Source organism: Streptomyces sp. NPDC054834 (assembly GCF_053611185.1).
Genome location: NZ_JBSGZV010000003.1, coordinates 272,178 through 294,817, shown reverse-complemented (window position 1 = coordinate 294,817; position 22,640 = coordinate 272,178). Strand labels below are relative to the sequence as shown.

22 protein-coding genes and 1 pseudogene are annotated in these 22,640 nt (G+C 72.7%); 20 read left to right on the top strand and 3 right to left on the bottom strand.

Features of this window, described 5'->3' with window-relative positions:
- Positions 1 to 6: 6 nt before the first annotated feature.
- A complete protein-coding gene (locus tag ACWGJM_RS06345; RefSeq protein WP_453410503.1) occupies positions 7 to 1,182 on the bottom strand; it encodes an AI-2E family transporter in 1,176 nt (391 codons plus the stop codon).
- A gap of 124 nt (positions 1,183 to 1,306) precedes the next feature.
- Here ACWGJM_RS06345 and ACWGJM_RS06340 point away from each other — a divergent pair, with 124 nt between their 5' ends.
- From ACWGJM_RS06340 to ACWGJM_RS06315, 6 genes and pseudogenes are all read left to right on the top strand, one after another.
- A complete protein-coding gene (locus tag ACWGJM_RS06340) occupies positions 1,307 to 2,062 on the top strand; it encodes a hypothetical protein (RefSeq protein WP_453410502.1) in 756 nt (251 codons plus the stop codon).
- Between the two features lie 156 nt (positions 2,063 to 2,218).
- Positions 2,219 to 2,737: a DUF2243 domain-containing protein gene (locus ACWGJM_RS06335; RefSeq protein WP_453410501.1), complete on the top strand. Its 519-nt coding sequence runs from the start codon at positions 2,219 to 2,221 to the stop codon at positions 2,735 to 2,737.
- Positions 2,737 to 3,576 (top strand): cytochrome c oxidase assembly protein, encoded by an 840-nt coding sequence (locus ACWGJM_RS06330; protein ID WP_453410500.1) that lies wholly within the window; start codon positions 2,737 to 2,739, stop codon positions 3,574 to 3,576. The genes ACWGJM_RS06335 and ACWGJM_RS06330 overlap by 1 nt, the downstream gene beginning before the upstream one ends.
- Before the next feature lie 122 nt (positions 3,577 to 3,698).
- Entirely contained in the window at positions 3,699 to 5,060 is a 1,362-nt protein-coding gene (locus tag ACWGJM_RS06325) for a serine/threonine-protein kinase (protein ID WP_453410499.1), read from the top strand.
- A gap of 105 nt (positions 5,061 to 5,165) precedes the next feature.
- A pseudogene (locus ACWGJM_RS06320) lies at positions 5,166 to 5,264 on the top strand (NAD(P)-dependent dehydrogenase); the annotation flags it as partial.
- Positions 5,265 to 5,369: 105 nt separating this feature from the next.
- Positions 5,370 to 6,083: a hypothetical protein gene (locus tag ACWGJM_RS06315; RefSeq protein ID WP_453410498.1), complete on the top strand. Its 714-nt coding sequence runs from the start codon at positions 5,370 to 5,372 to the stop codon at positions 6,081 to 6,083.
- Between the two features lie 30 nt (positions 6,084 to 6,113).
- Here the strand turns inward: ACWGJM_RS06315 and ACWGJM_RS06310 are convergent, their stop codons facing one another.
- A complete protein-coding gene (locus tag ACWGJM_RS06310; protein ID WP_453410497.1) occupies positions 6,114 to 6,875 on the bottom strand; it encodes an AfsR/SARP family transcriptional regulator in 762 nt (253 codons plus the stop codon).
- A gap of 148 nt (positions 6,876 to 7,023) precedes the next feature.
- Positions 7,024 to 7,221, bottom strand: a complete 198-nt coding sequence (locus tag ACWGJM_RS06305; RefSeq protein ID WP_453410496.1) for a hypothetical protein — start codon at positions 7,219 to 7,221, stop codon at positions 7,024 to 7,026.
- A gap of 185 nt (positions 7,222 to 7,406) precedes the next feature.
- Between ACWGJM_RS06305 and ACWGJM_RS06300 the strand changes: the two genes are divergently transcribed.
- From ACWGJM_RS06300 to ACWGJM_RS06235, 14 genes are all read left to right on the top strand, one after another.
- Positions 7,407 to 7,985, top strand: coding sequence for a DUF4255 domain-containing protein (locus ACWGJM_RS06300; protein WP_361445046.1), 579 nt, complete (start codon positions 7,407 to 7,409; stop codon positions 7,983 to 7,985).
- A complete protein-coding gene (locus tag ACWGJM_RS06295; RefSeq protein ID WP_453410495.1) occupies positions 7,982 to 8,710 on the top strand; it encodes a carboxypeptidase-like regulatory domain-containing protein in 729 nt (242 codons plus the stop codon). The genes ACWGJM_RS06300 and ACWGJM_RS06295 overlap by 4 nt, the downstream gene beginning before the upstream one ends.
- A gap of 11 nt (positions 8,711 to 8,721) precedes the next feature.
- Positions 8,722 to 10,986 carry a phage tail sheath family protein gene (locus ACWGJM_RS06290; RefSeq protein WP_453410494.1) on the top strand — a complete coding sequence of 755 codons (2,265 nt, stop codon included), beginning with the start codon at positions 8,722 to 8,724 and terminating at the stop codon, positions 10,984 to 10,986.
- 62 nt (positions 10,987 to 11,048) lie between these two features.
- Entirely contained in the window at positions 11,049 to 11,507 is a 459-nt protein-coding gene (locus ACWGJM_RS06285) for a phage tail protein (RefSeq protein ID WP_453410493.1), read from the top strand.
- A gap of 1 nt (position 11,508) precedes the next feature.
- On the top strand, positions 11,509 to 13,002 hold the full coding sequence (locus ACWGJM_RS06280) for a phage tail sheath subtilisin-like domain-containing protein (protein WP_453410492.1): 1,494 nt from the start codon (positions 11,509 to 11,511) through the stop codon (positions 13,000 to 13,002).
- On the top strand, positions 12,999 to 13,517 hold the full coding sequence (locus tag ACWGJM_RS06275) for a phage tail protein (RefSeq protein WP_453410491.1): 519 nt from the start codon (positions 12,999 to 13,001) through the stop codon (positions 13,515 to 13,517). The genes ACWGJM_RS06280 and ACWGJM_RS06275 overlap by 4 nt, the downstream gene beginning before the upstream one ends.
- Before the next feature lie 5 nt (positions 13,518 to 13,522).
- Positions 13,523 to 13,708, top strand: a complete 186-nt coding sequence (locus ACWGJM_RS06270) for a putative phage tail protein (protein ID WP_453410490.1) — start codon at positions 13,523 to 13,525, stop codon at positions 13,706 to 13,708.
- Positions 13,705 to 14,376, top strand: coding sequence for a CIS tube protein (locus tag ACWGJM_RS06265; protein WP_453410489.1), 672 nt, complete (start codon positions 13,705 to 13,707; stop codon positions 14,374 to 14,376). The genes ACWGJM_RS06270 and ACWGJM_RS06265 overlap by 4 nt, the downstream gene beginning before the upstream one ends.
- A gap of 10 nt (positions 14,377 to 14,386) precedes the next feature.
- On the top strand, positions 14,387 to 15,568 hold the full coding sequence (locus tag ACWGJM_RS06260) for a phage late control D family protein (protein ID WP_453410488.1): 1,182 nt from the start codon (positions 14,387 to 14,389) through the stop codon (positions 15,566 to 15,568).
- The gene (locus ACWGJM_RS06255; RefSeq protein ID WP_453410487.1) at positions 15,565 to 16,266 is read left to right on the top strand and encodes a phage baseplate assembly protein V; all 702 of its coding nucleotides are present in this window, start codon (positions 15,565 to 15,567) and stop codon (positions 16,264 to 16,266) included. Before ACWGJM_RS06260 ends, ACWGJM_RS06255 begins: the two co-directional genes overlap by 4 nt.
- Complete coding sequence (locus ACWGJM_RS06250; RefSeq protein ID WP_453410486.1) at positions 16,263 to 16,676, top strand: GPW/gp25 family protein; 414 nt, start codon at positions 16,263 to 16,265, stop codon at positions 16,674 to 16,676. Before ACWGJM_RS06255 ends, ACWGJM_RS06250 begins: the two co-directional genes overlap by 4 nt.
- Positions 16,673 to 18,622 carry a putative baseplate assembly protein gene (locus tag ACWGJM_RS06245; protein WP_453410485.1) on the top strand — a complete coding sequence of 650 codons (1,950 nt, stop codon included), beginning with the start codon at positions 16,673 to 16,675 and terminating at the stop codon, positions 18,620 to 18,622. Before ACWGJM_RS06250 ends, ACWGJM_RS06245 begins: the two co-directional genes overlap by 4 nt.
- Positions 18,619 to 20,667, top strand: coding sequence for a putative baseplate assembly protein (locus tag ACWGJM_RS06240; RefSeq protein ID WP_453410484.1), 2,049 nt, complete (start codon positions 18,619 to 18,621; stop codon positions 20,665 to 20,667). The genes ACWGJM_RS06245 and ACWGJM_RS06240 overlap by 4 nt, the downstream gene beginning before the upstream one ends.
- Positions 20,664 to 22,637, top strand: coding sequence for a phage tail protein (locus tag ACWGJM_RS06235; RefSeq protein WP_453410483.1), 1,974 nt, complete (start codon positions 20,664 to 20,666; stop codon positions 22,635 to 22,637). Before ACWGJM_RS06240 ends, ACWGJM_RS06235 begins: the two co-directional genes overlap by 4 nt.
- Positions 22,638 to 22,640 lie beyond the last annotated feature (3 nt).

Below are 22,640 nucleotides of genomic sequence, written 5' to 3'. Positions count from 1 at the left end.
AAGTCCCTATGCCGGCGCCGTCCGCAGGGCGCGCAGCACCGACCAGGCGACCGAGACGAACGGGACGGCCACGACGGCGCCGGTCACACCTGCGACGATGCTGCCCGCGATGACCGACACGGCGACGACGAGGGGGTGGAGACGGACCGCCCAGCTCAGCACGAGGGGGTGCAGCACATGTCCCTCGAGCTGGCCGATGACGACGATGAGCGCGAGGACGGCGAGGGCGGTGAGGGGGCCGCGCCCGGCGAGGGCGACCACCGTGGCCACGCCGAGCGCGACCGGTGAGCCCACCAGCGGCACGAACGCGGCGAAGAACTCCAGCAGGGTCAGCGGCAGCGCGAGCGGTACCCGCAGGACGAGCAGGACGACACCGACGAGCACGGCGTTGGTGGCGGCCACGATGATGATGCCCCGGGTGTACCCGGCGAACGTCCGCCAGGCCGCGCGTCCCGCCCGGTCCCACCCCGCGCGGGCACTGCTGGGCAGCAGCTGGTCGCGCGCCCACGCCCACAGGTTCTCGCCGGAATGGATGAAGAAGAGGGAGGAGAACAGCGCGAGCACCCCTCCGGCGGCCAGTTCGACGACCCGGCCGACACCGCTGACGGCACGGCTGAGCAGTTTCGAACGGTGCGCGTCGAGGTAGTCCATCAGCTGGCCCTGGAGGTCGGAGAGCTTGCCGGGACTGATCCGGAACGGCGGACGCCGCAGCCACAGCTCGACCCGGTGGACGCCGCCCTGGAACTCACCCGCCAGCTTCGCCGACTCGCCCGCCACCGCGTTGCCGACCAGGGCCAGCAGACCGAGCAGGAGCAGCAGACTGCCGACGAGGACGACGGCGACGCTCAGGGGCCGGGGGAGCACGCGGCCCAGCAGGTCGGCGACGGGGCGGAGGACCGAGGTGACGATGAGTGCGAGGAACAGGGCCACGGCGATGAGCTGGAAGCGGCCGAGGATGGTGAAGACACCGTAGACGACGATGCCGACCACGATGAGGCGCCAGGCGTAGGCCGCGGCGACGCGCAGGGACGGCACCGTCCGCTCGGCCGCCCCGGGGGCCGCCGGGCCGGAGCGGAGACGCGGCGGGAGCCGCACGGAGTGCGCCGGCCGGCTCCCCAGCACCACCCGGCCCGCCCGGCGCCCGCGGCTCCGTCCGGCCGCTCCACCGCCCGTTTCGGCCACGGCCTCTCGTGCCTCCCCTCCATTTCTGACCTTCCGTCACTTCTAGAGCACCGTAAGGGCTGGCCGGGCGCACGAGGCGAAACAACGCGCGAGGACCGGCGGTCCGCCGGTCTAGGCTTCGGAGGTGACTGTCAACGTGATCCTCGCCGACATACTCGACCGTGACGCCGCCGGGACGGAGGCGGAGCAGCTGCTCGCCGCCCTCGTCGACCACGGGGTGTTCGTTCCGGTCCGTGAGAACGGCTCGGTGCTGTTCTTCCGCGGCGAGGACGGCACTCCCGCCCTGCCCGGCTACACCAGCGAGGCGTGTTGCGCCGCGCGGCTGCCGGAGGCCGCCGCGGCGATCCACTGCGATGCCCTGCGGCTGCTGGACATCGTCGAGCGGACCGGGGTCACGTCCCTGGTGCTCCACTCCGGGCAGGGCTGGGCCCGCGTACCGGCTCCGTTGCTGCACCGGACCCTCGGCCGGCGCGGTCGGCAGGCCGCCGGCGAGCAGGTCGTACTCACCTGGTCCACCCACCCGGTCGCGGTCGCCTTCCGGGACGCGCTGGCCCGCCGGGTGCGGGAGTTCCCCGCGGTCCGCACGGCCTGGGTGTCGCAGGCCCGGTGGGCCGACACCGGCGTCGAACACCTGATGCTGCACATCGCCGTCGACGAGCAGCTTCCGTCGGCCTCCGCGCAGCGGCTGATGGAGACACTGCTCGCCGAGGACGTGGTGCTCGGCGACGACGACCCCAAGGTGGGCATGCTCGCGCTGAACACCGTCACGCACGCCGCGTCGATCGCCGAACTGGAGTCCCTGGCACTGGACACCGTGCGCTGCGACCACGCCACCGGGCGCGTCGAGGTGGTCTCACGCGAGTACGACGACCCGCGATAGCGCTGTGCGCGCCGGCCGGTTCCACAGCTCACTTCCGGCCCCGCGGTGAACCGCTGTGAACCGGCCGGGCGCCGCGTCGGGTGTGAGGAAGCGCGCGGCGTGGGAATCCGTGTGCGGGACGTCCGGGTTCGGGTACGGCGGGAAGGAGTGCGGGAGATGACCACTACGGCGGGTACGGCCCGGTCGGCTGCGAGTGCGCCGGACGGTCTGCGGCTGCCCGGGATCGTCCTCGGAGTGGGTCTCGGCGGCTTCCTCGACGGCATCCTGCTGCACCAGCTCCTCCAGTGGCACCACATGCTCACCAGCACCGACCACGATCACATCGGGGTGAAGTACTACGACCCCCACTCGGTGTCGGGGCTGGAGATGAACACCGTGTGGGACGGCATCTTCCACACGGTCTGCTGGGTCGCGGTCATCGCCGGCCTGGGCATCCTGCACGCGCGGGTCACCCGCGACCGGCGGGCCGTGTGGGCGTCGCGGGCGCTGTGGGGCTGGATCCTGGCCGGCTGGGGACTGTTCAACCTCGTCGAGGGTCTCCTCGACCACCAGATCCTGGGCATCCACCATGTGCACGGCGGCCCGTACCAGGCCTGGTGGGATGCCGGATTCCTCCTCCTGGGCGGACTGCTGGTGGCCGGTGGTCTGCTGCTGCGGCGCGGCGGCCGTGCCTGATGGACGGCATGGAGCACATGCGTCACGGCGGCACCGGTGGCGGACTGCCGGGCACGGTGCCGGCCGTGCTGGTCCTGCTCGCCGCCGCCGTCGGTTACCTGCTCGCCGTGCGCCGGGCGCGTCGCCACAACCCCGCACGGGGCTGGCCCCACCCGCGCTCGGCATCGTTCCTCGCGGGACTGGCCCTGACGGCGGTCGCGTTGCTGCCGCCGCTGGGCCCGGCCGCGCACACCGACTTCCGCGCGCACATGGCCCAGCACATGCTCGTCGGGATGTACGCGCCGCCGATGCTGGTGCTGGGCGCACCGGTGACCCTGCTGCTGCGCGCGCTGCCGCCGGCCCGGGCCCGCCGGCTGACGGCGGTGCTGCACAGCCGTCCGGCGCGGGTGGCGGCGCACCCCGCCGCGGCCCTGGTGCTGAGCACCGGCACCCTGGGGCTGCTGTACTTCACCCCGCTGTACGACAACGCGATGGGCCGTCCGGCCTGGCACTGGTTGATGGTGGGGCACTTCCTGGCCGCCGGCTGCCTGTTCGCCCACGCCGTCGCGGGCCCCGACCCGGCGCCCGCCCGGCCCGGGGTACGGACCCGGCTGGTGTACCTGGGCGTCGCCGTGGCCGCGCACGCCCTGATCGCGCAGGCGATGTACGGCGGGTTCTTCATCGACATCCACGCGCCCGTCGACCAGGTCCGGCAGGGCGCCGAGATCATGTACTACGGCGGCGACATCGCCGAACTCCTGCTCGCGGCGGCGCTGGTGGCGACCTGGCGGCCCGAGCGCCGCACCGCGGCGGGGCCCCGGCCCCGTCCGGCCCTGGCGGGTGAGCGTCCCTCAGGCTGACGGAGATTCTCCGTTCGCGTCGAGGAGCGTCCGCAATGGATAACGTGACCCGTTCTGGGAACGCGAACATCTCCGTCCGGACAACCGGTCAGGAACACAGCACGCCCGTCTTGGGAGAGCACATGCCTGTACGCCCATGGTCCGCGGGGCCGGAATCGCCCCTCCGGGGTGCGGTGCTGGCCGGCCGCTACCGCTTGGGCGCCCTGCTCGGGCGCGGCGGTGCCGCCGATGTCCACGAGGCTCTCGATCTCCAGCTGAGGCGGCCGGTCGCGGTGAAGGTGTTCCGCGCCGGCACCGACGCGCAGACGGAGGAACGATTCGCCGAGGAGGCCCTGCTGCTGGCCCGGCTGGAGTATCCCGGACTCGTCACCGTCCACGACTACGGACGGGACAGGGGCCGACCGTTCCTGGTCATGCAGCTCCTCAAGGGCTCGACGCTGCGCACCCGCATCGCCGCGGGCATGCTGCCCCGCGCCCATGTGTGCGCCCTCGGCGCCGCCCTGGCGGAGACCCTCGCGCACGTGCACGCCGCCGGGGTGGTGCATCGCGACGTCAAGCCGTCCAACATCCTCATGGACGAGGCGGGCGCCCCCCACCTGACCGACTTCGGCATCTCACGGCTGATCGACGCCACCGCGCACACCCCCGACGGGGCGCTGGTGGGCACCGCGGCGTACCTGGCTCCCGAGCAGGTCACGGGCCGCGAGGTGGGGCCCGCCGCGGACGTCTACGCCCTCGGCCTGACCCTGCTGGAGTGCCTCAAGGGACGACTGGAGTACGACGGCGCCCCGCTGGAAGCGGCGATCGCCCGCCTGCACCGCGCCCCGGTGATCCCCGCCTCCCTCGACGCTGAGCTGTCCCGCCTGTTGCGGGCCATGACCGCCCAGGAGGCGCGTGACCGCCCCGATGCGGCCGTGTGCGCCGAGGCGCTGACCGCGCTGAGCGGGTCAAGGGCCATCCTCTCGGCCGGGGCGCACGGCACCGGCGGGGCGGACGCCCCGGCGTATTCCGCCGATCCCGAGCCGCTGCGGACCGTGGCGGCCCCGCGCCAGGTCCCGGCCGTCCGGCGGCACGGCAGGCGGAACCTGGCCACGGCCGGGGCAGCCGCGCTGGCCACACTGCTCGGCGTCACCCTGACGGGATCGATCGTGGGCCTGCCCGGCTCCGACGGCAGCACCGCCTCGGGCGCCGACGGCCACGGACCGACGGCTCGGGCGACCGGGCCGTCCGTCACCCCCTCGGCACCGGCACACGGCACGACACACCCCGCCCCGCGAACACCCGCCGTGCGTTCCGCGCAGAACCCCGGCGCCTCCTCGTACCCCTCCTCCGCGCGTCAGGGGTCGGACGAGGCCCACGGCGGAGGGACGGCGACGGCAGCCGGGCCGCAATTCCCGTCCAAGAAGTACAAGACCCTGTCGGACGCCAAGAAGCCCAAGAAGCCCAAGGAGCCGAGCGCCCCCAAGCACGGGAAGAAGCACTGACGGAGCACCCGGCCGAGGATGCTTTCGCCGGAGCGATTCCGGGAACCCGGTCGCCTGTTCCCGAACGCCCGGGAGACAGGAGGCCGCCGTGACGGATGAGCACAACGCCCAGCAAAACCCCACCACGCAGCACCCGCCCGAACTCAGGCCAGTTTCATCACCGCGGAGGTCCTCAACGCGACGGGCGGCACACCCCTGCCGTGAGTAGTGGTGGGCAGACGCCCTGACAAGGCGTCAGGGTCGTCTCAGGGTAGGGCCGGGGGTGTCACCGATGGTGGCCGGTGAGTGGTGGACGGCAGGATGATCGACATGCCGAACTCCACTGCTGACCGCCCCGTCCTCTCATTCGCCCGCCGCACCGCTGCCTCCGCCGCCGGCGTCGCCGCACTCGTGGGCATCACGGCCGCGTACACACCGGGTACCGCCCACGCCGAGCCGACCGCCACCCTTTCGGCAGCCGACTTCAGCGACTGCCCGCCCCTGCCCCCCGGTGTGGACCCGACCCGCTGGCGATGCGAAGTGCACAGTGCGGCACCGAAGTTGACGATGGGCAAGCTCACCGTGAACCTCGCCCCGATCGCCATGACGCACGCCGAGGGCCCTCTGCCGGACGGTACCGACGGGCAGGTGTGGGGGACGATGCACACCACGCCGACCGCCATATCCGAGGGGTTGGCGATACAGCCGGCATACGGCGGCCGATCCGACTTCTACACCGGGCAGTTCAGCCTGCGCTTCCGGCTCTTGAGCCCCCTGTTGCGGCACAGCTGCACCATCGGGGCGGACGCTCCCGTCGACTTCCAGCTGAAGCGGTCGGGCCCTTCGGAATGGCTCTCCCAGGATCCGCCGCTGATCAAGTTCTCCGCGTACGACGACACCTTCTCCGCCCCTGCCGCCGAACACTGCGGCCCCTTGACCGCGTCCCTCAACCGAAGGCTCGGTCTGCCGGCGACGGGCGGGAACCTCATGACCTACGACGCCACCTACACGTTCAAGACCTACGACCAACTCCCGGAGCGCTGATCGCGTACCCGGCGGTGCGACGGGGGCCGGTCAGGACTGGATGCCGGTCGGCTGCAACCGCGGCTGTTCGCCGTTTTCGCAGCGGGGCGGCAGCAGGGATCCCAGTGACGGCGAGGGTTCGAGTCCCAATTCCTCGCGCAAGATACGGCGACATTGTTCATATTGACGTAGTGCCGCGCCCCTGTTTCCGGCCGCCAAATGCGCCTTCACCAGTACGCGATGCGCGCTTTCCCGCAGGGGTTCCGTACGTACCGCGGTGAGTCCGGCGGCGACCGCTTCACCATGACGTCGTGCCGCCGTCAGTCGTTCGGTCATCGCTTCCAGGGCATAAAGCCGCAGCTGATGATATTGCTCCTGTTCAATCAGCATCCAGTCGTGTTCCGGCCATTCCGGAAGCAGGTCCGCCGACAAGTCGGCCAGCGTCTCCATTGTGAGGATGTCCTCACAGGAGCGCGATTTATCGAGCATGCGGTGTGCGCGTGCAACCGCTTCGTGCAGGTCCACGACGATGTGCTTGGCGATGGCCAGATCGCGTACCGATACCTCGATGATGGGGTGGCCCGTGCGGGTTGCCCTCCAGAGGGACGATCTCAGGTTTGCATTGGCACGCGAGGCCGTGACGTCCGGCCAGAGAATTCCGGCCACGTAGGTGCGTGAGCGCGGCATGTCCTGCAGGGCCAGAAAAGCGAGGAGTCGCTGCGTACTGGAGCAAACCGGAACGCGTGTATGGTCAACCGATAATGCAAAGCCCTTGAGCAACCTCAAGGTGATGCGGTGTGCTTGTCCGTTCATCGACGCCCCCGGTACCGATGTCGGCTTTCATGATCTTCTATGCGGCTCTAGGGATTCTCGAAGCCCATGGTACGAGCAAATCATGATCGCAGGTCGTTTCTTAGCGTGACAGGCGTCGGAAAGGAATCACCACCGCGTCGCGGAAACGTCACCCGTCCTGCTCAAGCAGCTCCTCGAGCCAGAGGCGCACCGCGTCGAGGACGGCGGTGGTCCTGCTCGCCGCGGCGGGGGGCTCCTGCTGCCCGCCGACCGCCTGGATGATGCGCGCGCGGAAGCCGTCGGGCCCGCCGCCTTCCACCCACACCCGCAGTATGAGGACGCCGGACCGCGTCGAAGGGGTCTCCATGAGAGACCGAGTGTTCCCCACCGATGTCACCCCGGCGTTGCCGGTCCGTGTCCGCCGACGTCATCGCCGGCCGCGAGGACACCGCGGTGACGCCGGTGCGACGGGTTCGTCGCGGCCGGATCACATGGGGCATTGCATTGTTTCGGCGTACGTCTTCAGCGCAGGCCGGGACGAGGGGGCTTGGAGTGGGTGACTTCGGTGTGATCGCCGACGTCTCGTCGGGCATCGTCAGCGCTCTCACCCAGGCCCTGCGCGGGCTCAGCCAGGTGGAACCGCCGATCGCCGAACTCAACGACCTCTCGGAGACGGTGCAGACGCCGCCGCCCAAACTCACCGTGTTCCTCTACGAGATCGCCGAGGACCCCACCTCGCGCAACCGGCCCCCGGTGCGCTCCCAGCCGCCCGGCCCACCGACCACGCGCAAGCCGCCGATGGCCCTGCTGCTGCGGTACCTGATCACTCCATGGGGCGGCGACCAGGCGACCCAGCACCGCATGCTCGGACGCGCCCTTCAGACCTTCTACGACGACGCGATCCTGGACGGCGCACAGCTGACCGGCAGCCTGGCGGGCAGCACCGACTCGCTGCACCTGACGCTGACACCGCTGACCCTCGACCAGAAGTCCTGGGTCTGGTACGCGATCCAGAAGCCCTACCGGCTGTCGCTGAACTACGAGATTCGCGTGGTCAACCTGGACTCGGCCGTCGAGACACCGGTGCGGCCCGTGCGGAGCCGGACCATCGAGGGGACGGCGACGCCATGAGCGCCTTCCTGCCCCTGGCCCGGTCGACCCTCCGCAGCCCCGTCTGGCTGGTGCCGTTCGACGACCACGCCCGGCGGGTGCGCGCAGTGGGCGTGGCGGTCCGCCTCGAACGGTACGACGACGCGGACGGCTGGCTGGCACTGGACGACAGGGCGGTACGCACCCCCAGCGGTGCCCTCGCCTTCCCGGGGCTGGGCAGGCGGAGCGAGCCGTGGACCGTCCCGCCGGAGCGCCACCGCGCCCTGTTCGCGGCCCTCGGCTACCTGCCGCTGTACCCGGCCGACGACCAGCCGTTCGCGGCCGGCCTCGTCGGCGTCGAGTTCCTCGTGCACGCCTACGACGACACCCATCCGCCGGCCGTGGAGGCGGCACCGCGGCTGGTCCGGATGCTGCCGGCGGTCTCCTATCCCTACGCGCCGGGAGTGCGCACCGTCCACGGCGTCGTGGTCGACGCGGCCACAGGGGCGCCGGTCGCGAACGCGCTCGTCGAGGCCACCGGGCACACCGGCGACGACCTGACGCCGTGGCAGGAACGGACCCTGGCCGACGGCACGGGCGCCTTCCGGCTCGCCCTGCGGTGGGAGGGCGAGAAGGCCGCGGACAACCCCGCCGAGGAGACCTTCCGGCTGGCGGCCGTCGAACGGCCGGGCCGGGCGGGGGAGCTGACCGTGCGCCTGCCCCAGGACGCCTCGCGCCGACACGTCATCGAGATCCGTGAGCAGTGAAGGAGCCATCCATGGCCGAGTATCTGAGCCCCGGGGTCTACGTCGAGGAGATCGACGCGGGGCCACGGCCGATCGCGGGGGTGAGCACGAGCACGGCCGGCATGGTCGGGGTCACCGCCCGCGGCCCGTCCACCGGCAAGCCCAAACTGGTCACGAACTTCCTGGAGTTCCAGACCGTCTTCGGCGGCTTCCTGCCCGAGCCGGAGGCGGGAGTCCGTGACGCCTGGGCCGAGAACCCCGCCGAAGGCGGCCGCTGGTGGCTGTTCCCGCTGGCCGTGAAGGGCTTCTTCGACAACGGCGGACAGCGGCTGTACGTGAAACGGGTCGCCGCAGCGGACGCCGAACCCGCCTCGGGCACCCTGGTGCGGGGCCTGGTGAGCCCCGTCGCCACCGACGCCGCGCGGGGCGCCACCAGCCTCCAGCTCGGCCATCTGATCGGCTTCACCGGCGCCGGCCAGCACATCGACCTCTACCGGGGCGACGACCAGCAGCTCATCCACACCGCGGTGGTCTCCGGCTACGACATGACCAACCGCCGGCTCACCCTGGACACGGAGCTGACCGCCGAGGTCAGGACGGCCCGCGGGGACTACGTCCAGATCGGGCAGCGCGGCACCGACAAGACGCTGCGGCTGTCGGCGGTCAGCCCCGGAGCGTGGGGCGGGGCCGTCCAGGTGCGGATCCAGCCGATGGTCGGCGCCGCGCTGCCGGTGCTGCCCGATCCGCAGGAGGGCGCGCTGTTCATCACGCGCCTGGTCGCGGACGCGCCTCAGGACAGCGGGACGGTCGAGGTGGCCGCGGTCGGCGGGCTCGATCCCGACGAGCTGCCCGCCGAGGTCTGGGTGCAGATCGGCCCCCGCCGGTTCAAGGTCCATGCGAGCCAGCCGGCCGACGGCAAGGTGACGCTGACCTTACCGGCGGGCACGACGCACGCGGCCTGGGACACCGGACTCACCGTGCGCCGCGTGCGCCGGGGCAACACCGCGGCACATCCGACCCTGCGTGTCGGCGGCGCGAGCCGGCTGTACGAGGGCGCGGTCACCCAGCTCGACGACGGCACCACCATGACCGCACTGACCGTGGTGTCGGTCGCCGAAGACACGGTGACCTTCGACCGGAACGTGCCGGGAACGTTCTTCGAGGGCGACCGGATCCATCTGGTCGAGGCCGAGGTCGGCACCCGGTTCACCGATCCGGGTGGCGCGTCGGTCACCGAGACATTCCCCAACCTGCGGCTCACCGGCGACAGCCCGGCCAACGTGACCACCGCTCTGGAGAGCCGGTCGCAGCTGGTCCGGGCCACGGCACTGGTCGGCCTGTCCACCGACCCCGCGCTGTTCCCGGTGCCCGCGACCGGCTCCTGGCTGACGCTGGCGGACGGCGACGACGCGTACGACAGCCTGAGCGTCGCCGACTTCGTCGGCACGGACGGCGGCAGCGGCCGGCGCACCGGCATCGTCGCCCTGGAGGACATCGACGAGGTGGCCGTCTGCGCGGTGCCCGGCATGTGGTCCGGCACGGTCGAGTCGGCCCTGGTCACCCACTGCGAGACGCTCAAGGACCGGTTCGCGATCCTGGACCCCCGCGACGGACTCGACATGGAGGGCATCCAGGCGTTCCGCGAGCCGTTCGACACCAGGTACGCGGCGCTGTACTACCCCTGGCTGGTCACCCGGGACCCGTCCACCAACCGTGACGTCGAGGTACCGCCGTCCGGCCACATGGCCGGGATCTACGCCCGGGTCGACGTGGAAAGAGGCGTGCACAAGGCGCCCGCCAACGTGGTCATCAGGGGCATCCGGCAGACCGACGGCATCGCGCAGGACATCACCAAGCGCCACCAGGACCTGCTGAACCCCAAGGGGATCAACGCGCTTCGGTTCTTCCCCGGATTCGGCCACCGGGTGTGGGGGGCGCGCACCCTGTCCTCGGACAGCTCCTGGAAGTACGTCAGCGTCCGGCGGCTCTTCCTCTACCTGGAGGAGTCGATCGACGAGGGCACCCAGTGGGTGGTCTTCGAGCCCAACGACGAGGCGCTGTGGGCCGTGGTCCGCCAGACGGTCACCGACTTCCTCACCACGGTCTGGCGCAGCGGCGCGCTCGCCGGAACCACCGCATCCGAAGCGTTCTTCGTCGCCTGCGACCGCACCACGATGACCGAGGACGACCTGGCCAACGGCAGGCTCATCTGCGTCATCGGCGTCGCGCCGGTCTTCCCGGCCGAATTCGTGATCTTCCGGATCCAGCAGAAGACCAGCGAGACCCAACTCGCCTGATCCGCCCGACCGATGCACCTGACCGAGCACCTGACCGAGCACCCGACCGAGAAGGGGCCACCATGCCACCCTTGCCGACGAGGGACGATCCCTACGCGTCGTACAACTTCAGGATCACCGTGAACGACGTCAGCAACGACGGTGTCGCGGTGAGCGGCTCCTTCACCGAGGTGAGCGGCCTGGAGCTGGAGATCCCGCCGATCGAGTACCGCAACGGCAGCGAGGACATCACCGTCCGCAAGATCCCGGGACTGAAGAAGTTCACCAACCTCACCTTCAAGCGCGGCATCACCGGCCACGTCGACTTCTGGAACTGGGTGGTCGAGGCGCTCCAGGGCACGGTGCGGCGCACCTCCGGCCTGATCGTGCTCGAGGACGAGAACCACGAGGACGCCATGCGCTGGACCTTCAGCCGGGGCTGGCCGACCAAGTACACCGGCCCCACGCTCAGCGCGACCAAGAACGAGATCGCCATGGAGACGCTCGTCCTGGCGGTCGAGAAGCTGGAGATCCAGACCTGACATGGCCGGCGAAGCGCTTCCCGGCGTATCCCTGACGTTCGCCCCGCGCGGCTCGGACGCCGAACCGCTGCGCACGGACGTGGCGGCGTTCCTCGGCCGGCTCCGTCGCGGCCCGGTCGGCTCCCCGGTACGCGTGGAGAACTGGAACGACGTCGTGGGCGCCTTCGGACCGCCGGACGGCGCCTTCGCCACCCCGTACGCGCTGCGCGGCTTCTTCGAGAACGGCGGCCGCACCGCCTGGGTGCTCCGGGTCTCCGGGCCGGCCGCCGCCGCCGAGGCCCAGTGGACGGCCGGAGACCTCAGCGGACTCACGGCCACCCGCTACCGGGTGGTCGCCACCAGCCCGGGCGCCTGGGGCAACGGCGTACGCGTCGCCATCCGCTTCCAGGCCAGCACGGTAGCGGGACCGCCCACGGTGAGTCTGCGGATCACGGTGCCCGGCGAGACCCCCGAGTCCTTCCCCGGCCTGCCGCTCGCCGGGGTGGCCGACCGGCTGACCGCGTCCCGCTACATCCGGCTGCTCCCCGACGGACCCGAGCCGCCCCCGGCGGCGACCGGCCCGATCTCGATGTCCTGGGAACTGACCCTCACGGGCGGCACCGACGCCCCGCCGACCCGGCAGGAGTACGCGGACGCCGTGACCGCGCAGGCCGAACTCCCGGAACCGGCACTGGTGGCACTGCCCGACCTCGGCACGGACCTGTCCGGGACCGAGCACACGGACGCCGTCCTGGAACTGCTGAGGACCGTGTCCCCGCTGCTCGACCGGCTCGTCGCCCTGGACGTGCCGCCCGGGCTGTCCTCCGTGGACGACACGGTGGACTGGGTGGAGTCACTGACCGCGACCGGCGACAGCGAACTGCTGAGCTGCGCGGCCGTCTACCACCCGGGGCTGCGCGCCCCCGACGGTCCCGGGCTGCGCACCGTCCCGGCGTCCGGTCACGTCCTGGGTGTGATCGCCCGGCTCGACGGCGAGCGCGGAGCGCACCACACGCCCGCGGGCGCCGTGATCCTGGAGGCCGTCGACCTCGCGGCCGACCTGCCGGAGCCCCAACAGGTCCGGCTGTTCGACGCGGGCGTCGACCTGATCCGGTGCACCCGGGGCCGGGGGCTGATGGTGTGGGGTGGACGCACCCTGTCCGCCGAACCCCGCACCCGCTACGTGGCCCACCGCCGGCTGGTGCACCTGCTGGTGCGCGCGATCCGGCGGGTGGCGAGCCCGCTCGTGTTCGACCTCAATTCGGCCGAGCTGCGGCTGACCCTCGTCCGCGCGGTCACCTCGGTGCTCCTCGCCGCCTTCCGCGCGGGCGCCCTGGCCGGAGCACGGCCCGAGCAGGCGTTCCAGGTGGTGTGCGACGACACGAACAACCCGCCGGAACAGGACCCGGGGCAACTGGTCTGCGAGATCGAGGTCGCCCCCGCCGTCCCCATGGAGTTCGTCCGGCTGCGCCTCGTGCTCGGCCAGGACCGCGGCCTGGAGGTGATCGAGGCATGATGCAGGACCCGCTGCCCAAATATCGCTTCCTGGTGACGCTCGACCCCGGAGACGCCTATCTGCCGCCCGCCCAGGCGCTGTTGCTGCCACTGGTCGCCTCCGGGGCGTTCCAGGAGGTCACCGGGCTCGGCGCGCAGCTGGAGGTGACGAGCTATCCGGAGGGCGGCCGCAACGACTCCGTCCACCAACTGCCGCTGCGGCACTCGTGGAACCGGATCACCCTCAAGCGCGGGGTGGTCCGCGACGCCGGTCTGTGGGCGTGGTACCAGGCCGGGCTCGCCGACTCGCTGGGCGCCCGCCGCGACGGCGCGGTGATCGTGCTCGCCCCGGACGGGACACCCGGCGCGGCCTGGGCGTTCCACGGCGGGCTCGCCGCCAGGTGGAGCGGCCCCGACCTGCACGCCGAACAGAACGCGATCGCGATCGAGTCGCTGGAGATCGCGCACGAGGGACTGACCAGAGTCGTCCAGGACACCGCCGCGGACACCCCGTCGCGGCCGAGCCAAGGGAGGTGACCGGCGTGCCGAAGGTGACCATTCACAACCTCGAAGTCCGGTTCCAGGTGGAGGGCGACGACGGCGCCGTGTTCACCCGGCTGTTCAACAAGCACATCCAGGCCTGGGCGAAGCTCTACGAGGCCGAGTGCGCCCGCACGCAGCACACCCGGGCCGAACGCAGCTTCGGCGACGGGGAGGACCGGCCGTGAGCGTGACGCCCGTCTCCTTCGCCCGCCAGGGCGCCGCCCAGGCCCGCCTCGAGATCGTCCGGCCGGTCATCGCCGACGAACGGCAGCGCCGTATCCCGCTGCGGTTCAACCCCACCGACTACAAGCTGAGCAAGAGCAACACCTTCGCCGAGATCACCATCCCCGGCCTGGAGACACCGCCCCTTCAGTTCGTACGCGGCGGCACGGAGACGCTCACCGTGCAGGCGCTGGTCGACACCTCCGACACCCTGGAGAACGTACGCACCGCGTATGTCGCCGCCCTGCGCAACCTGCTCAGGCCCGACAGCCGGGAACACGCGCCGCCCGTCGTCCGGTTCGTGTGGGACGAGGAGGTCTTCACCGGCGTCGTCGAGAAACTGGACGTCAACTACCAGCTGTTCCGGCCGGACGGCGTACCGCTGCGGGCCCTGCTGGACCTCTCCCTCAAGGAGTTCCGCCCGGCCGCCGTCCAGGTCGCCGAGACGCCGCGCTCCTCGCCCACGGTGGAGAAGAGCTACGTGGTGCGCCGCGGCGACACCCTCAGCTCCATCTCCGCCGCGCTGTACCGGCGGCCCGACGCCTGGCGGGAACTGGCGCGGGCCAACGGGATCAGCGATCCACGCGACCTCAGGCCGGGCCGGGTGCTGACCGTGCCCCGGCTGCCGTGAGGAGCGTGCGATGAGCTCTCCCACACCGGAGGTCGCCTCCCCCGACCGGTACGCGCCCGAGTTCGACGTGCGCATCGAGGGACTGGAGATGGACCCCTCCACCAAGAACGACATCCTCGACATCAAGGTGAACCGCGACCTCGACGAGATGTCCGGCTTCGACCTCACCCTGAACAACTGGGACGACGTCAACCTCAAGTTCAAGCACAGCGATTCACCGAAATTCCGGCTCGGCGGCCGGGTCTCCGTCCGGCTCGGCTACGCCGACAAGCTGCTCACCGTCGCCACCGGCACCATCTCCACGCTCAGCCCCAAGTTCACCGACGGCGCGTCACCCACCGTCCAGGTCAGCGGCGTCGACGGGCTGCTCAGACTCAAGGACCGCAAACCCACCGAGAACGAGACCAAGGTCTACCGCGACGTGCCCGACTGGCGGATCGCCGAGCAGATCGCCCAGCGCAACCACCTGCGGATCGAGGTCACCAGGGAGGGCCCGACCCAGGACCTCGTGGTGCAGAAGAACCAGGACGACGCGAGCTTCCTGCTGGAACGCGCCAAACGGCTCGACTTCGACTGCTACATCCTGCCGGACCCGGCCACCGGCGAGGACACGCTCTACTTCATCAAACCCACCGACGGCCGTGACGGCCGCCCGATCCGGGTGTACCGGCTGGCGTACGCGCCGGGGCTGTCCACCGGCCCCACCGCCCAGCCGGCGGGACTGATCCCCAACCTGCTGGAGTTCACCCCGACGCTGACGGTCTCCCAGCAGGTCAGCAAGCTCACCGTACGCGGCTGGGACCCCCGCACCAAACAGGCCATCGCGTTCACCGCGACCGCCGAGAACCTCCCCGCCGGGCAGAACTCGGCCGACGGGCAGAGCGGGCCGCAGGTCGCCGAGTCCACGCTCCAGGGCCGCCAGGAGGTCATGGTCGACGCGCCGGTCACCAGCGACCAGGAGGCCCGCGACCTGGCGATCAGCCTGCTGCGGGAGCGCGCCTACGAGTTCATCACCGCGACCGGAAAGGTGGCGGGCCTGCCCGAACTGCGGCCCGGCGACAACCTGGAGATCTACGGTCTCGGCCGCCGCTTCTCCGGCACGTACTTCGTCAAACGGGTCGAGCACACGCTCAACACCAGCGGTTTCTTCACCCAGTTCACCGGACGGCGGATCCACCAGGGGGACCAGTGACCACCAGGACCACGCCACGGGCCCGCAGCACCGACAAGCGGTACTACGGCGTCGTCGAAGCGCTCGTCGTGGAGAACGAGGGCGACGACGAGGGCCGGGTCAAGCTCCAATTCCCGTGGTTCGACGGCACCACGGTCACCGAATGGTGCCGGGTCGGCCAGCTCTACGCGGGAAACGGCTACGGCTCCGTGTTCGTCCCCGAGAAGGGCGACGAGGTGCTCGTCGCCTTCGTCCACGGCGACATGCGGTTCCCCATCGTCCTGGGCGGCCTCTACAACGGCCAGGACAAGCCGCCGGCCGCCCGCGCCGGCGGCCGCGACCAGAAGCTCATCCGGACCAAGCACGGCCACCAGGTACTCCTGGACGACACCGCCTCCCAGGCCGCCGTACGGATCACCTCGGCCGCCGGCCATGTGGTGGAGCTGGACGACCAGGGCAAGGCGGTCCGGATCACCGCCGCCGAGGGCGGCAGTGTCACCGTGTCCGCGCAGGGCGAGATCACCATCAAGGCGCCGAAGGTGACCGTCGACTCCGCCTCCATCGAACTCGGCGCCGGAGCCACCGAACCCCTGGTCCTCGGCAACGCACTGCTCCAGGCGTTCAACACGCACACGCATCCGTCGGCCGCCGGACCCACCGGCCCGCCCACCCCGCCGCTCACCCCGGCCGTGCTGGCCAAGAAGGCGAGGACGGCATGAGCGAGGACTTCCTCGGCACCGGCTGGCGGTTTCCCGTCCTGCCCGACGAGAGCGGCCGGCTCGGCTACGCCGTGGGCGAGGAGAGCATCGAGCACTGTCTGCGGGCGCTGCTCCTCACCGGCCGGGGCGAACGCGTCATGCAGCCCGAACTCGGCACCCGGGCACCGGATCTGGTGTTCGCGCCCGGCAGTGTGCAGAACCTGCGCGACCTGGAGAACTCGATCGCCGAGGCCGTCCGCGCGTACGAGCCCCGGGTCGAGCTCGACGAGGTCCGGGCGGAGGCGGACCCCGCCGACGCATCACGGGTCACCGTCTCGGTCGTCTACCGCGTCCGGCGCAGCAACACCAAGGCGAACCTGGTGTTCCCGTTCTACGCGGGCCTCACCGGCCCGACGGGGAGCGCCTCATGACCGTGCCCGCTCCCCGGCTGGACGACCTCACGTGGGCCGACATGATGGCGGCCGTCCGCCGCCGGATCCCCGCCGAGTCGGACGGCACCTGGACACTGCACGCACCCGTCGACCCGGGCGTCACCCTCCTCGAACTCCTCGCCTACCTCCTGGAACAACGGCTGTACTGGCTCGACCAGGTGCCCGACGCGCTGGTCGTCGCCATACTGCGCCTGCTCGGCCTCGACCCGCCGCGCCCCGCCCGGCCCGCGGCCACCGTGCTGCGGCTGTCCGCGCGGCAGCAGGACACGGCGGTCCCGGTCGTCCCAGCCGGGACGGCACTGACCAGGGACCCGACGGGGAACGTCGTGTTCACCCTCGACGACGACGTCACCGTCCTCCCGCTCGCCGCGGACCAGGACGTCACCGTGTGGACCGACCGGGACCGCACGGCGGACCTGAGGGCGCGCCGGGGCGTCCCGCTGCTGGCCGCCGACGGCGGGCCCGCCCAGGCCCGGTTCACCCTGCCCGTCACCGGGGACGGGCCCGCGCCCGGCCCGGTCTGTCTCCTCGTCGAACTGGACGCACCGGCCGCGTCCGTGGCGTCCTGGCTGCCCGGCGCGGTCGCTGACGTACCGCCCCCGGCGGAGCTGACCTGGTCCTGGTTCCGGCCGGGCTCCGACACCACCGGCGCGTTCGAGAAGGTCGAGGACGGCACGGCCGGGCTGCGGCGGTCCGGGATCGTCCGCCTGTACCCGCCCGCCGGCTGGTCCGCCCGGGACACCGGCGTGCTGGTGTCGACCCCGGCCGCGACCTACGCGGCACCGCCTCGCCTGCTCCAGCTCGCCGTCAACGTCTCCGTCGCCCGTCACCGCAGGGCGTACACCGCGCACGGCGCCGACCTGGCGGACCAGACCGGCGCCTGGCTCAAACTCCCCGGCCAGCACCTCCTCCTGCCGGGCGCCGCCGGACGTCTCCTGGCGGCGGCCGTGCGTCTGGCGGGTCAGGACTGGCAGCCTGTGCCGGACTTCACCTTCGGCGCGCCGGCCGACCGCGTCTACGTCCTCGACCGGACCGAGGGCGCGGTGGTCTTCGGCGACGGGCTCACCGGGCGCATCCCCCGGCCGGACCCGGACGTCACGGTCGACTACGTGGTCGGCGGCGGCCGGGACGGCAACGGCGGACTGACCGCGAACTGGTCCCCGGTCCCCGACTCCCCGGCGGCACTCGGCGCGGTCACCGCCGCCAACCTCGTGCGCGCCGAGGGCGGTGAGGACCCCGAGACCGTCACCGCCGCGCGACAGCGCGCGGCCGCGGCCCTGGGAGAGGTGACCCGAGCGGTCACCGCCGACGACTTCGTCACCCTCGCCCGGACGACACCCGGCGTCGCCGTCGCCCGCGCCTACGCGTCCCTCGGTGAGCATCCCGGGTTCGCGTGCGCGCCGGTCCCCGGCGCGGCCTGCGTCCACATCGTCCCCGCGGCGCCGCGCACCGATCTCGCCCGGGAGGACTTCGTCGCCGCTCCCCGGCCCGATCCGGGCATGCTCAGCGCGGTCGCCGTCCGTCTCGACCAGGCACGGCTGCTCACCGCCGAGGTCTTCGTGCGAGGGCCCCGCTACCGCGATGTCGCCCTCCGGGTCGACCTGTCGGGCGGCCCCGCCGACCGCGGCCGGGTGTCCGCCGTGGTCACCACCGCGTTGCGCCGCTTCCTCGACCCGCTCATCGGCGGCGATACGCGGGAAGGCTGGCCGTTCGGGGAGGCACTGCGCCCCTCGGCTCTGCTGCGGGCGGCCCAGACGGCGCTCGGGGACCTCGCGGACGTCGCCGGTGTCGCGATCGGCCTGGACGGGGCCGACCCGGAAGAGGACTGCCACGACGTGCAGCTGCGCGCCGGTGAACTGCCCGTGCTGCGCTCGGTCCGCACCCGGATCGTGACGGCCGTGGAACCGGGGGAGGGGCTGGCATGACCGGCGAGGTGTGGTGGGAGAAGGACGCGGGGGAGGACGCGCGGGACGAGGGCGTACTCGTACCGAATCCCGGGCCGTCCGGTGTCCAGCCCGAACTGCTCGAGGCGACCGCGGAGGCCGTCCGCTCCGACGTACGCGGCAGGATCGCCGGATACACCCCGGACTGGACCGACCCCGACCGCCAGGACGCGGGCGTCGCCCTCGTACGCCTCTTCGGCACGCAGGCCGAACCCGTGCTCACCCGGGTCAACCGGCTCCCGGAGAAGCTGCTGGCCGAGCATCTGGCGACGGCGGGTGTGGCACGCCGGCCCGCCGGTGCGGCCGCCGCGCTGCTGGAGTTCACCGTGAACCCGCCGGACGGCGCGTCCGTCCTGGTCCCGGCCGGCTTCCAGAGCGCGGCGTCCACCCCGGACGGCCAGGTGGTCTACGAGACGGACGACGATCTGTACGCCACCCCGGCGACCCTCGCCGCGCTCGCCGTGCAGCAGGGCGGAACGCTCGAAGACCTGCCGCTGGGGCCCGCCGGACCGGGCCGCCCGTTCGCCCCGTTCGGCCGGGACCCGCAGCCCGGCGACGGCCTGTGGATCGGTCTCGCCGGAACCGCCGCACCCTACCCGCGGCTCACTTTGGGCCTGGTGGTCGCCGCCGCCACCCCCGCGCCCGCCGCCTCCGGCGGCCTCACCCCCCTGCCGCTGCCGGCCGCGCCACTGCTGCGCTGGGACGTCCTCGACGGCACCCGGCTCGTGCCCGCCGAGCTGATGCGCGACTCCACGGCCGGGCTGAGCGCCGGCGGGACCATAGAGCTCCGGGTTCCGCGCTCCTGGGAACCCGGCAGCCCGCCCGGCTCCCGGCCGAGGCCCCGGCTGCGCTGGCTGCGCCTGCGGATCGCACAGGGCGCCTTCGCCGGGGCGGCGCCGGTGCTCTCGGGGCTGCGGCTGAACACGGTCGCGGCCACGGCCGCCCGGACGGTCCGGGACGAGCCGCTGCAACCGGTGCAGACCCCGGGAGCCGACGGCCGACGGCACATGACGCTGAGCCAGGTGCCCATCCTCGCCGGATCCCTCGTCATCGAGGTCGACGACGACACGGGCGGCGACGTGTTCGGCACCACCGCCCGATCCTCCTCGCGCTGGCGGGAGGTGGAGAGCCTGGCCGGGTACGGCGCCGACGACCGGGTGTTCACCGTGGACCACGCCACCGGTGAGGTCACCTTCGGCGACGGCGTCAACGGCGCGGCCGTACCGCCCGGCTTCCGCAACGTCCGGGCCGTGCGCTACCGGGTCGGCGGTGGCAGCGCCGGCGCCGTGAAGGCCGGCGCCGTCAGGGGGGTGGTGACCGCGCTGCCGTTCGTCACCGGCGTCAACAACCCCTTCCCGGCCAGCGGAGGAACGGACGCCGAGCCGGACGCCGACGCGATGCGCCGGGGCGTGGGGCAGCTGCGGGCCCGGGGCCGGGCCGTGGCACCCGCCGACTACGGCCTCCTCGCCACCGACGCGCCGGGTGCCTCGGTGGCCCGCGCCCAGGGCGTGGCAGGCCTGCACCCGGGGTTCCCGGGCGTGCCCATCCCCGGTGTGGTGGGCGTGCTCGTCGTACCGCCGGGCGACGACAGCGGAGAGCCGCCGGTCCCCACCGACGCGACGCTGCGGGCCGTCACCGGCTTCCTGACCCGCGAGGTCGCGCCCGCCGGGGTCACGGTGGTCGCCGCCCCGGCCACGTACCGCAGGGTCGCCGTGGAGGCCTGGGTGACGCTCGACGAGGACCAGGACCGGGCCGCCGTGCTGGCGCGGGCGGGCGACGCGGTCCGGGCCTACCTGGATCCGGTGCACGGCGGGGAGGACGGCGCGGGCTGGCCGTTCGGCGGTGCGCTGCGGCACACGGCGCTGGTCCGGCGGCTCCTCGCGGCCGACGGTGTCCTCGCCGTCTCACGGCTCTCCCTCGTCGTCGACGGAGTGCGCCGGCCGCCGTGCACCGACCACGCGATCCCGCCGCACACCCTCGTCTGGCCGGAGCGCCCGCTGCTGATCCCGGTAGGAGACCGGTCATGACGTGCATCCCGCACCCCGCCACCTTCCGCCTCCTCGACGCCTACGTCGGCTGGGAGGAGCCCGTCGGCGGCGAGCCCGGGGCGGACGGCGTCGTCGGGTTCGACGATCCGGCCGGTATCCGGCTGGCCCACCGCGGCCTTGCGCCGGAGGGACCCAGCAGGGAGCAACTGCTGCCGTGGTTCCCCGATGCCCGCCTCGCTCCGGGGTGCGGTCCGTGCGCCTGGTACCTGCTCGTCCCGGACGGGCCGGAGCTGCTGCGCCGCGACGCCTGCACCGGGGCCTGGACGTGCGTGTGGCCGTCCGGATGCGGCCCCGGCGAGCTGCGCAAGCCCCTTTCCGTGGCCGCGCGGGGACACCGGCTGGCCGTGGTGGACCACGACCGGGTCCTGGTGTGGCGCCGCGAGGGCGCACAGCTCGCCGGGGTGATCAGGGCCGAGCGGCCCCGGTGGGCCGCTCTCGCACCCGGCGACGAGGTGCTCGTGGCCTGTCAGGGAAGCACGGACCTGCGCCGGTTCGACTCCACAGGTGCCTCCCGCGGGGTGCTGCGCACCGGAGTGCGGGGCGAGGTCGTCGGGCTGCGCACCGGTGGTGACCGGACGGTCTGGCTGCTCACCGAGGACGAAGGCCGGCTGAGCATCCACCGGGGCGTCGACCGGAGCGGCCGGCACGCCCGCTTCCGCGTCGTCACCTTGGACGAACTCGCGGCGGCCCTGCCGCCGTCGGCGCTCGTCTCGGCGGACGAGGACGGGTTCTGCCTGCGGGAGGACGGCCCGGACGGCGCCGTGACGACCTGCCACACCTGGCAGGGCGCGCCGCGACAGACCCCGCCCGCCGCGACCGCCCCGTACGTCACCGGCGGGACCCTGCTCACCGGGCTGATCGACAGCGGTATCTCCCGCTGCCGCTGGCACCGCGTACGCGTGGACGCCGACGTGCCCGCCGGCACGGCGGTCGCGGTGGAGATCGTGGTGACCGAGGACGGCCGGTACGACGAGAGCGACTGGCAGGCGGCGCCCCCGGGAGTCACGGACTTCCTCGTCGACCAGCCTCCCGGCCGCCGGCTGCGGCTGCGGCTGCGGCTCTCCGGCGACGGCGGCGCGACACCCGTCGTACGCCGGATCCGACTCGACTTCCCCCGGGTCACCAGCGCCGAACTCCTGCCGCCCGCCTACCGCACGGACCCCGCGGCCGACGACTTCACCGAGCGCTTCCTGTCGCTGTTCGACGCCTCGCTCGACGACCTCGACCGGGTCATCGAGCGCTATCCGGCGCTGCTGGACCCGGCCGGTGTCCCGGACCGGGTGCTGCCGTGGCTGGCCGGGCTGCTCGGCCTGTCCTTCGAGGCCGGCTGGGACGCCGGGACCCGGCGCGCGCTGCTCGCGGCCGCCCCGGCGCTGTACCGGCGCAGGGGCACACCGTGGGCGCTGCGGGAGGCGGTGCGCATCGTGTTCGGGGTGAGCCCGGTCATCGAGGAGTCGGCGTCGGACCGGCGCTGGGCGTGGCTGCGCGAGGCCGCCGGCCGTGGTCGCGGTCAGGGCCTGGGCGCCGTGCGGCTGTTCAGCCGGTCGGCGAGCCGGTTACGCCTCGGCGGCTCGGCGCTGGGATCCGCCCCGCTGCGGGCGTTCGGGGCACCGGACAGTGACCCGCTCACCGCGCACGCGCACCGGTTCCGGGTGCTGCTGCCCGCGGGAGCGGCGGACGAGACGGCGCTGCGGCGGCTGGTGGAACGGCAGGCACCGGCCCACACGGTGGGCTCGGTGCGGACCGGGGGCGCGGGCTTCGTGGTCGGTACGCGGTCCACGGTCGGCGTGGACACCGCGTTCGTACCACTGCCGCCACCCGTGCTGGGTGGCGAACGTCCCCTGCGGCTGGGCCGCGACGGGGTGCTCAGGGCAGGACCGAGAGGGTCGCGCCGAGGGGTGGGCGTGGGAGTCGTCTCCGCCGTCGGTGTGCATACACGAGCTGTGTGAGAG

Bases quoted from the DNA above. Each gene is read 5' to 3' on its own strand.
- ACWGJM_RS06240 (WP_453410484.1), top strand. From the start codon at position 18,619: ATGACCGGCGAGGTGTGGTGGGAGAAGGACGCGGGGGAGGACGCGCGG.
- ACWGJM_RS06335 (WP_453410501.1), top strand. From the start codon at position 2,219: ATGACCACTACGGCGGGTACGGCCCGGTCGGCTGCGAGTGCGCCGGAC.
- ACWGJM_RS06330 (WP_453410500.1), top strand. From the start codon at position 2,737: ATGGACGGCATGGAGCACATGCGTCACGGCGGCACCGGTGGCGGACTG.
- ACWGJM_RS06290 (WP_453410494.1), top strand. From the start codon at position 8,722: ATGGCCGAGTATCTGAGCCCCGGGGTCTACGTCGAGGAGATCGACGCG.
- ACWGJM_RS06245 (WP_453410485.1), top strand. From the start codon at position 16,673: ATGACCGTGCCCGCTCCCCGGCTGGACGACCTCACGTGGGCCGACATG.
- ACWGJM_RS06250 (WP_453410486.1), top strand. From the start codon at position 16,263: ATGAGCGAGGACTTCCTCGGCACCGGCTGGCGGTTTCCCGTCCTGCCC.
- ACWGJM_RS06315 (WP_453410498.1), top strand. From the start codon at position 5,370: ATGCCGAACTCCACTGCTGACCGCCCCGTCCTCTCATTCGCCCGCCGC.
- ACWGJM_RS06235 (WP_453410483.1), top strand. From the start codon at position 20,664: ATGACGTGCATCCCGCACCCCGCCACCTTCCGCCTCCTCGACGCCTAC.
- ACWGJM_RS06285 (WP_453410493.1), top strand. From the start codon at position 11,049: ATGCCACCCTTGCCGACGAGGGACGATCCCTACGCGTCGTACAACTTC.
- ACWGJM_RS06310 (WP_453410497.1), bottom strand. From the start codon at position 6,875: ATGAACGGACAAGCACACCGCATCACCTTGAGGTTGCTCAAGGGCTTT.
- ACWGJM_RS06325 (WP_453410499.1), top strand. From the start codon at position 3,699: ATGCCTGTACGCCCATGGTCCGCGGGGCCGGAATCGCCCCTCCGGGGT.
- ACWGJM_RS06260 (WP_453410488.1), top strand. From the start codon at position 14,387: ATGAGCTCTCCCACACCGGAGGTCGCCTCCCCCGACCGGTACGCGCCC.
- ACWGJM_RS06305 (WP_453410496.1), bottom strand. From the start codon at position 7,221: ATGGAGACCCCTTCGACGCGGTCCGGCGTCCTCATACTGCGGGTGTGG.
- ACWGJM_RS06280 (WP_453410492.1), top strand. From the start codon at position 11,509: ATGGCCGGCGAAGCGCTTCCCGGCGTATCCCTGACGTTCGCCCCGCGC.
- ACWGJM_RS06275 (WP_453410491.1), top strand. From the start codon at position 12,999: ATGATGCAGGACCCGCTGCCCAAATATCGCTTCCTGGTGACGCTCGAC.
- ACWGJM_RS06295 (WP_453410495.1), top strand. From the start codon at position 7,982: ATGAGCGCCTTCCTGCCCCTGGCCCGGTCGACCCTCCGCAGCCCCGTC.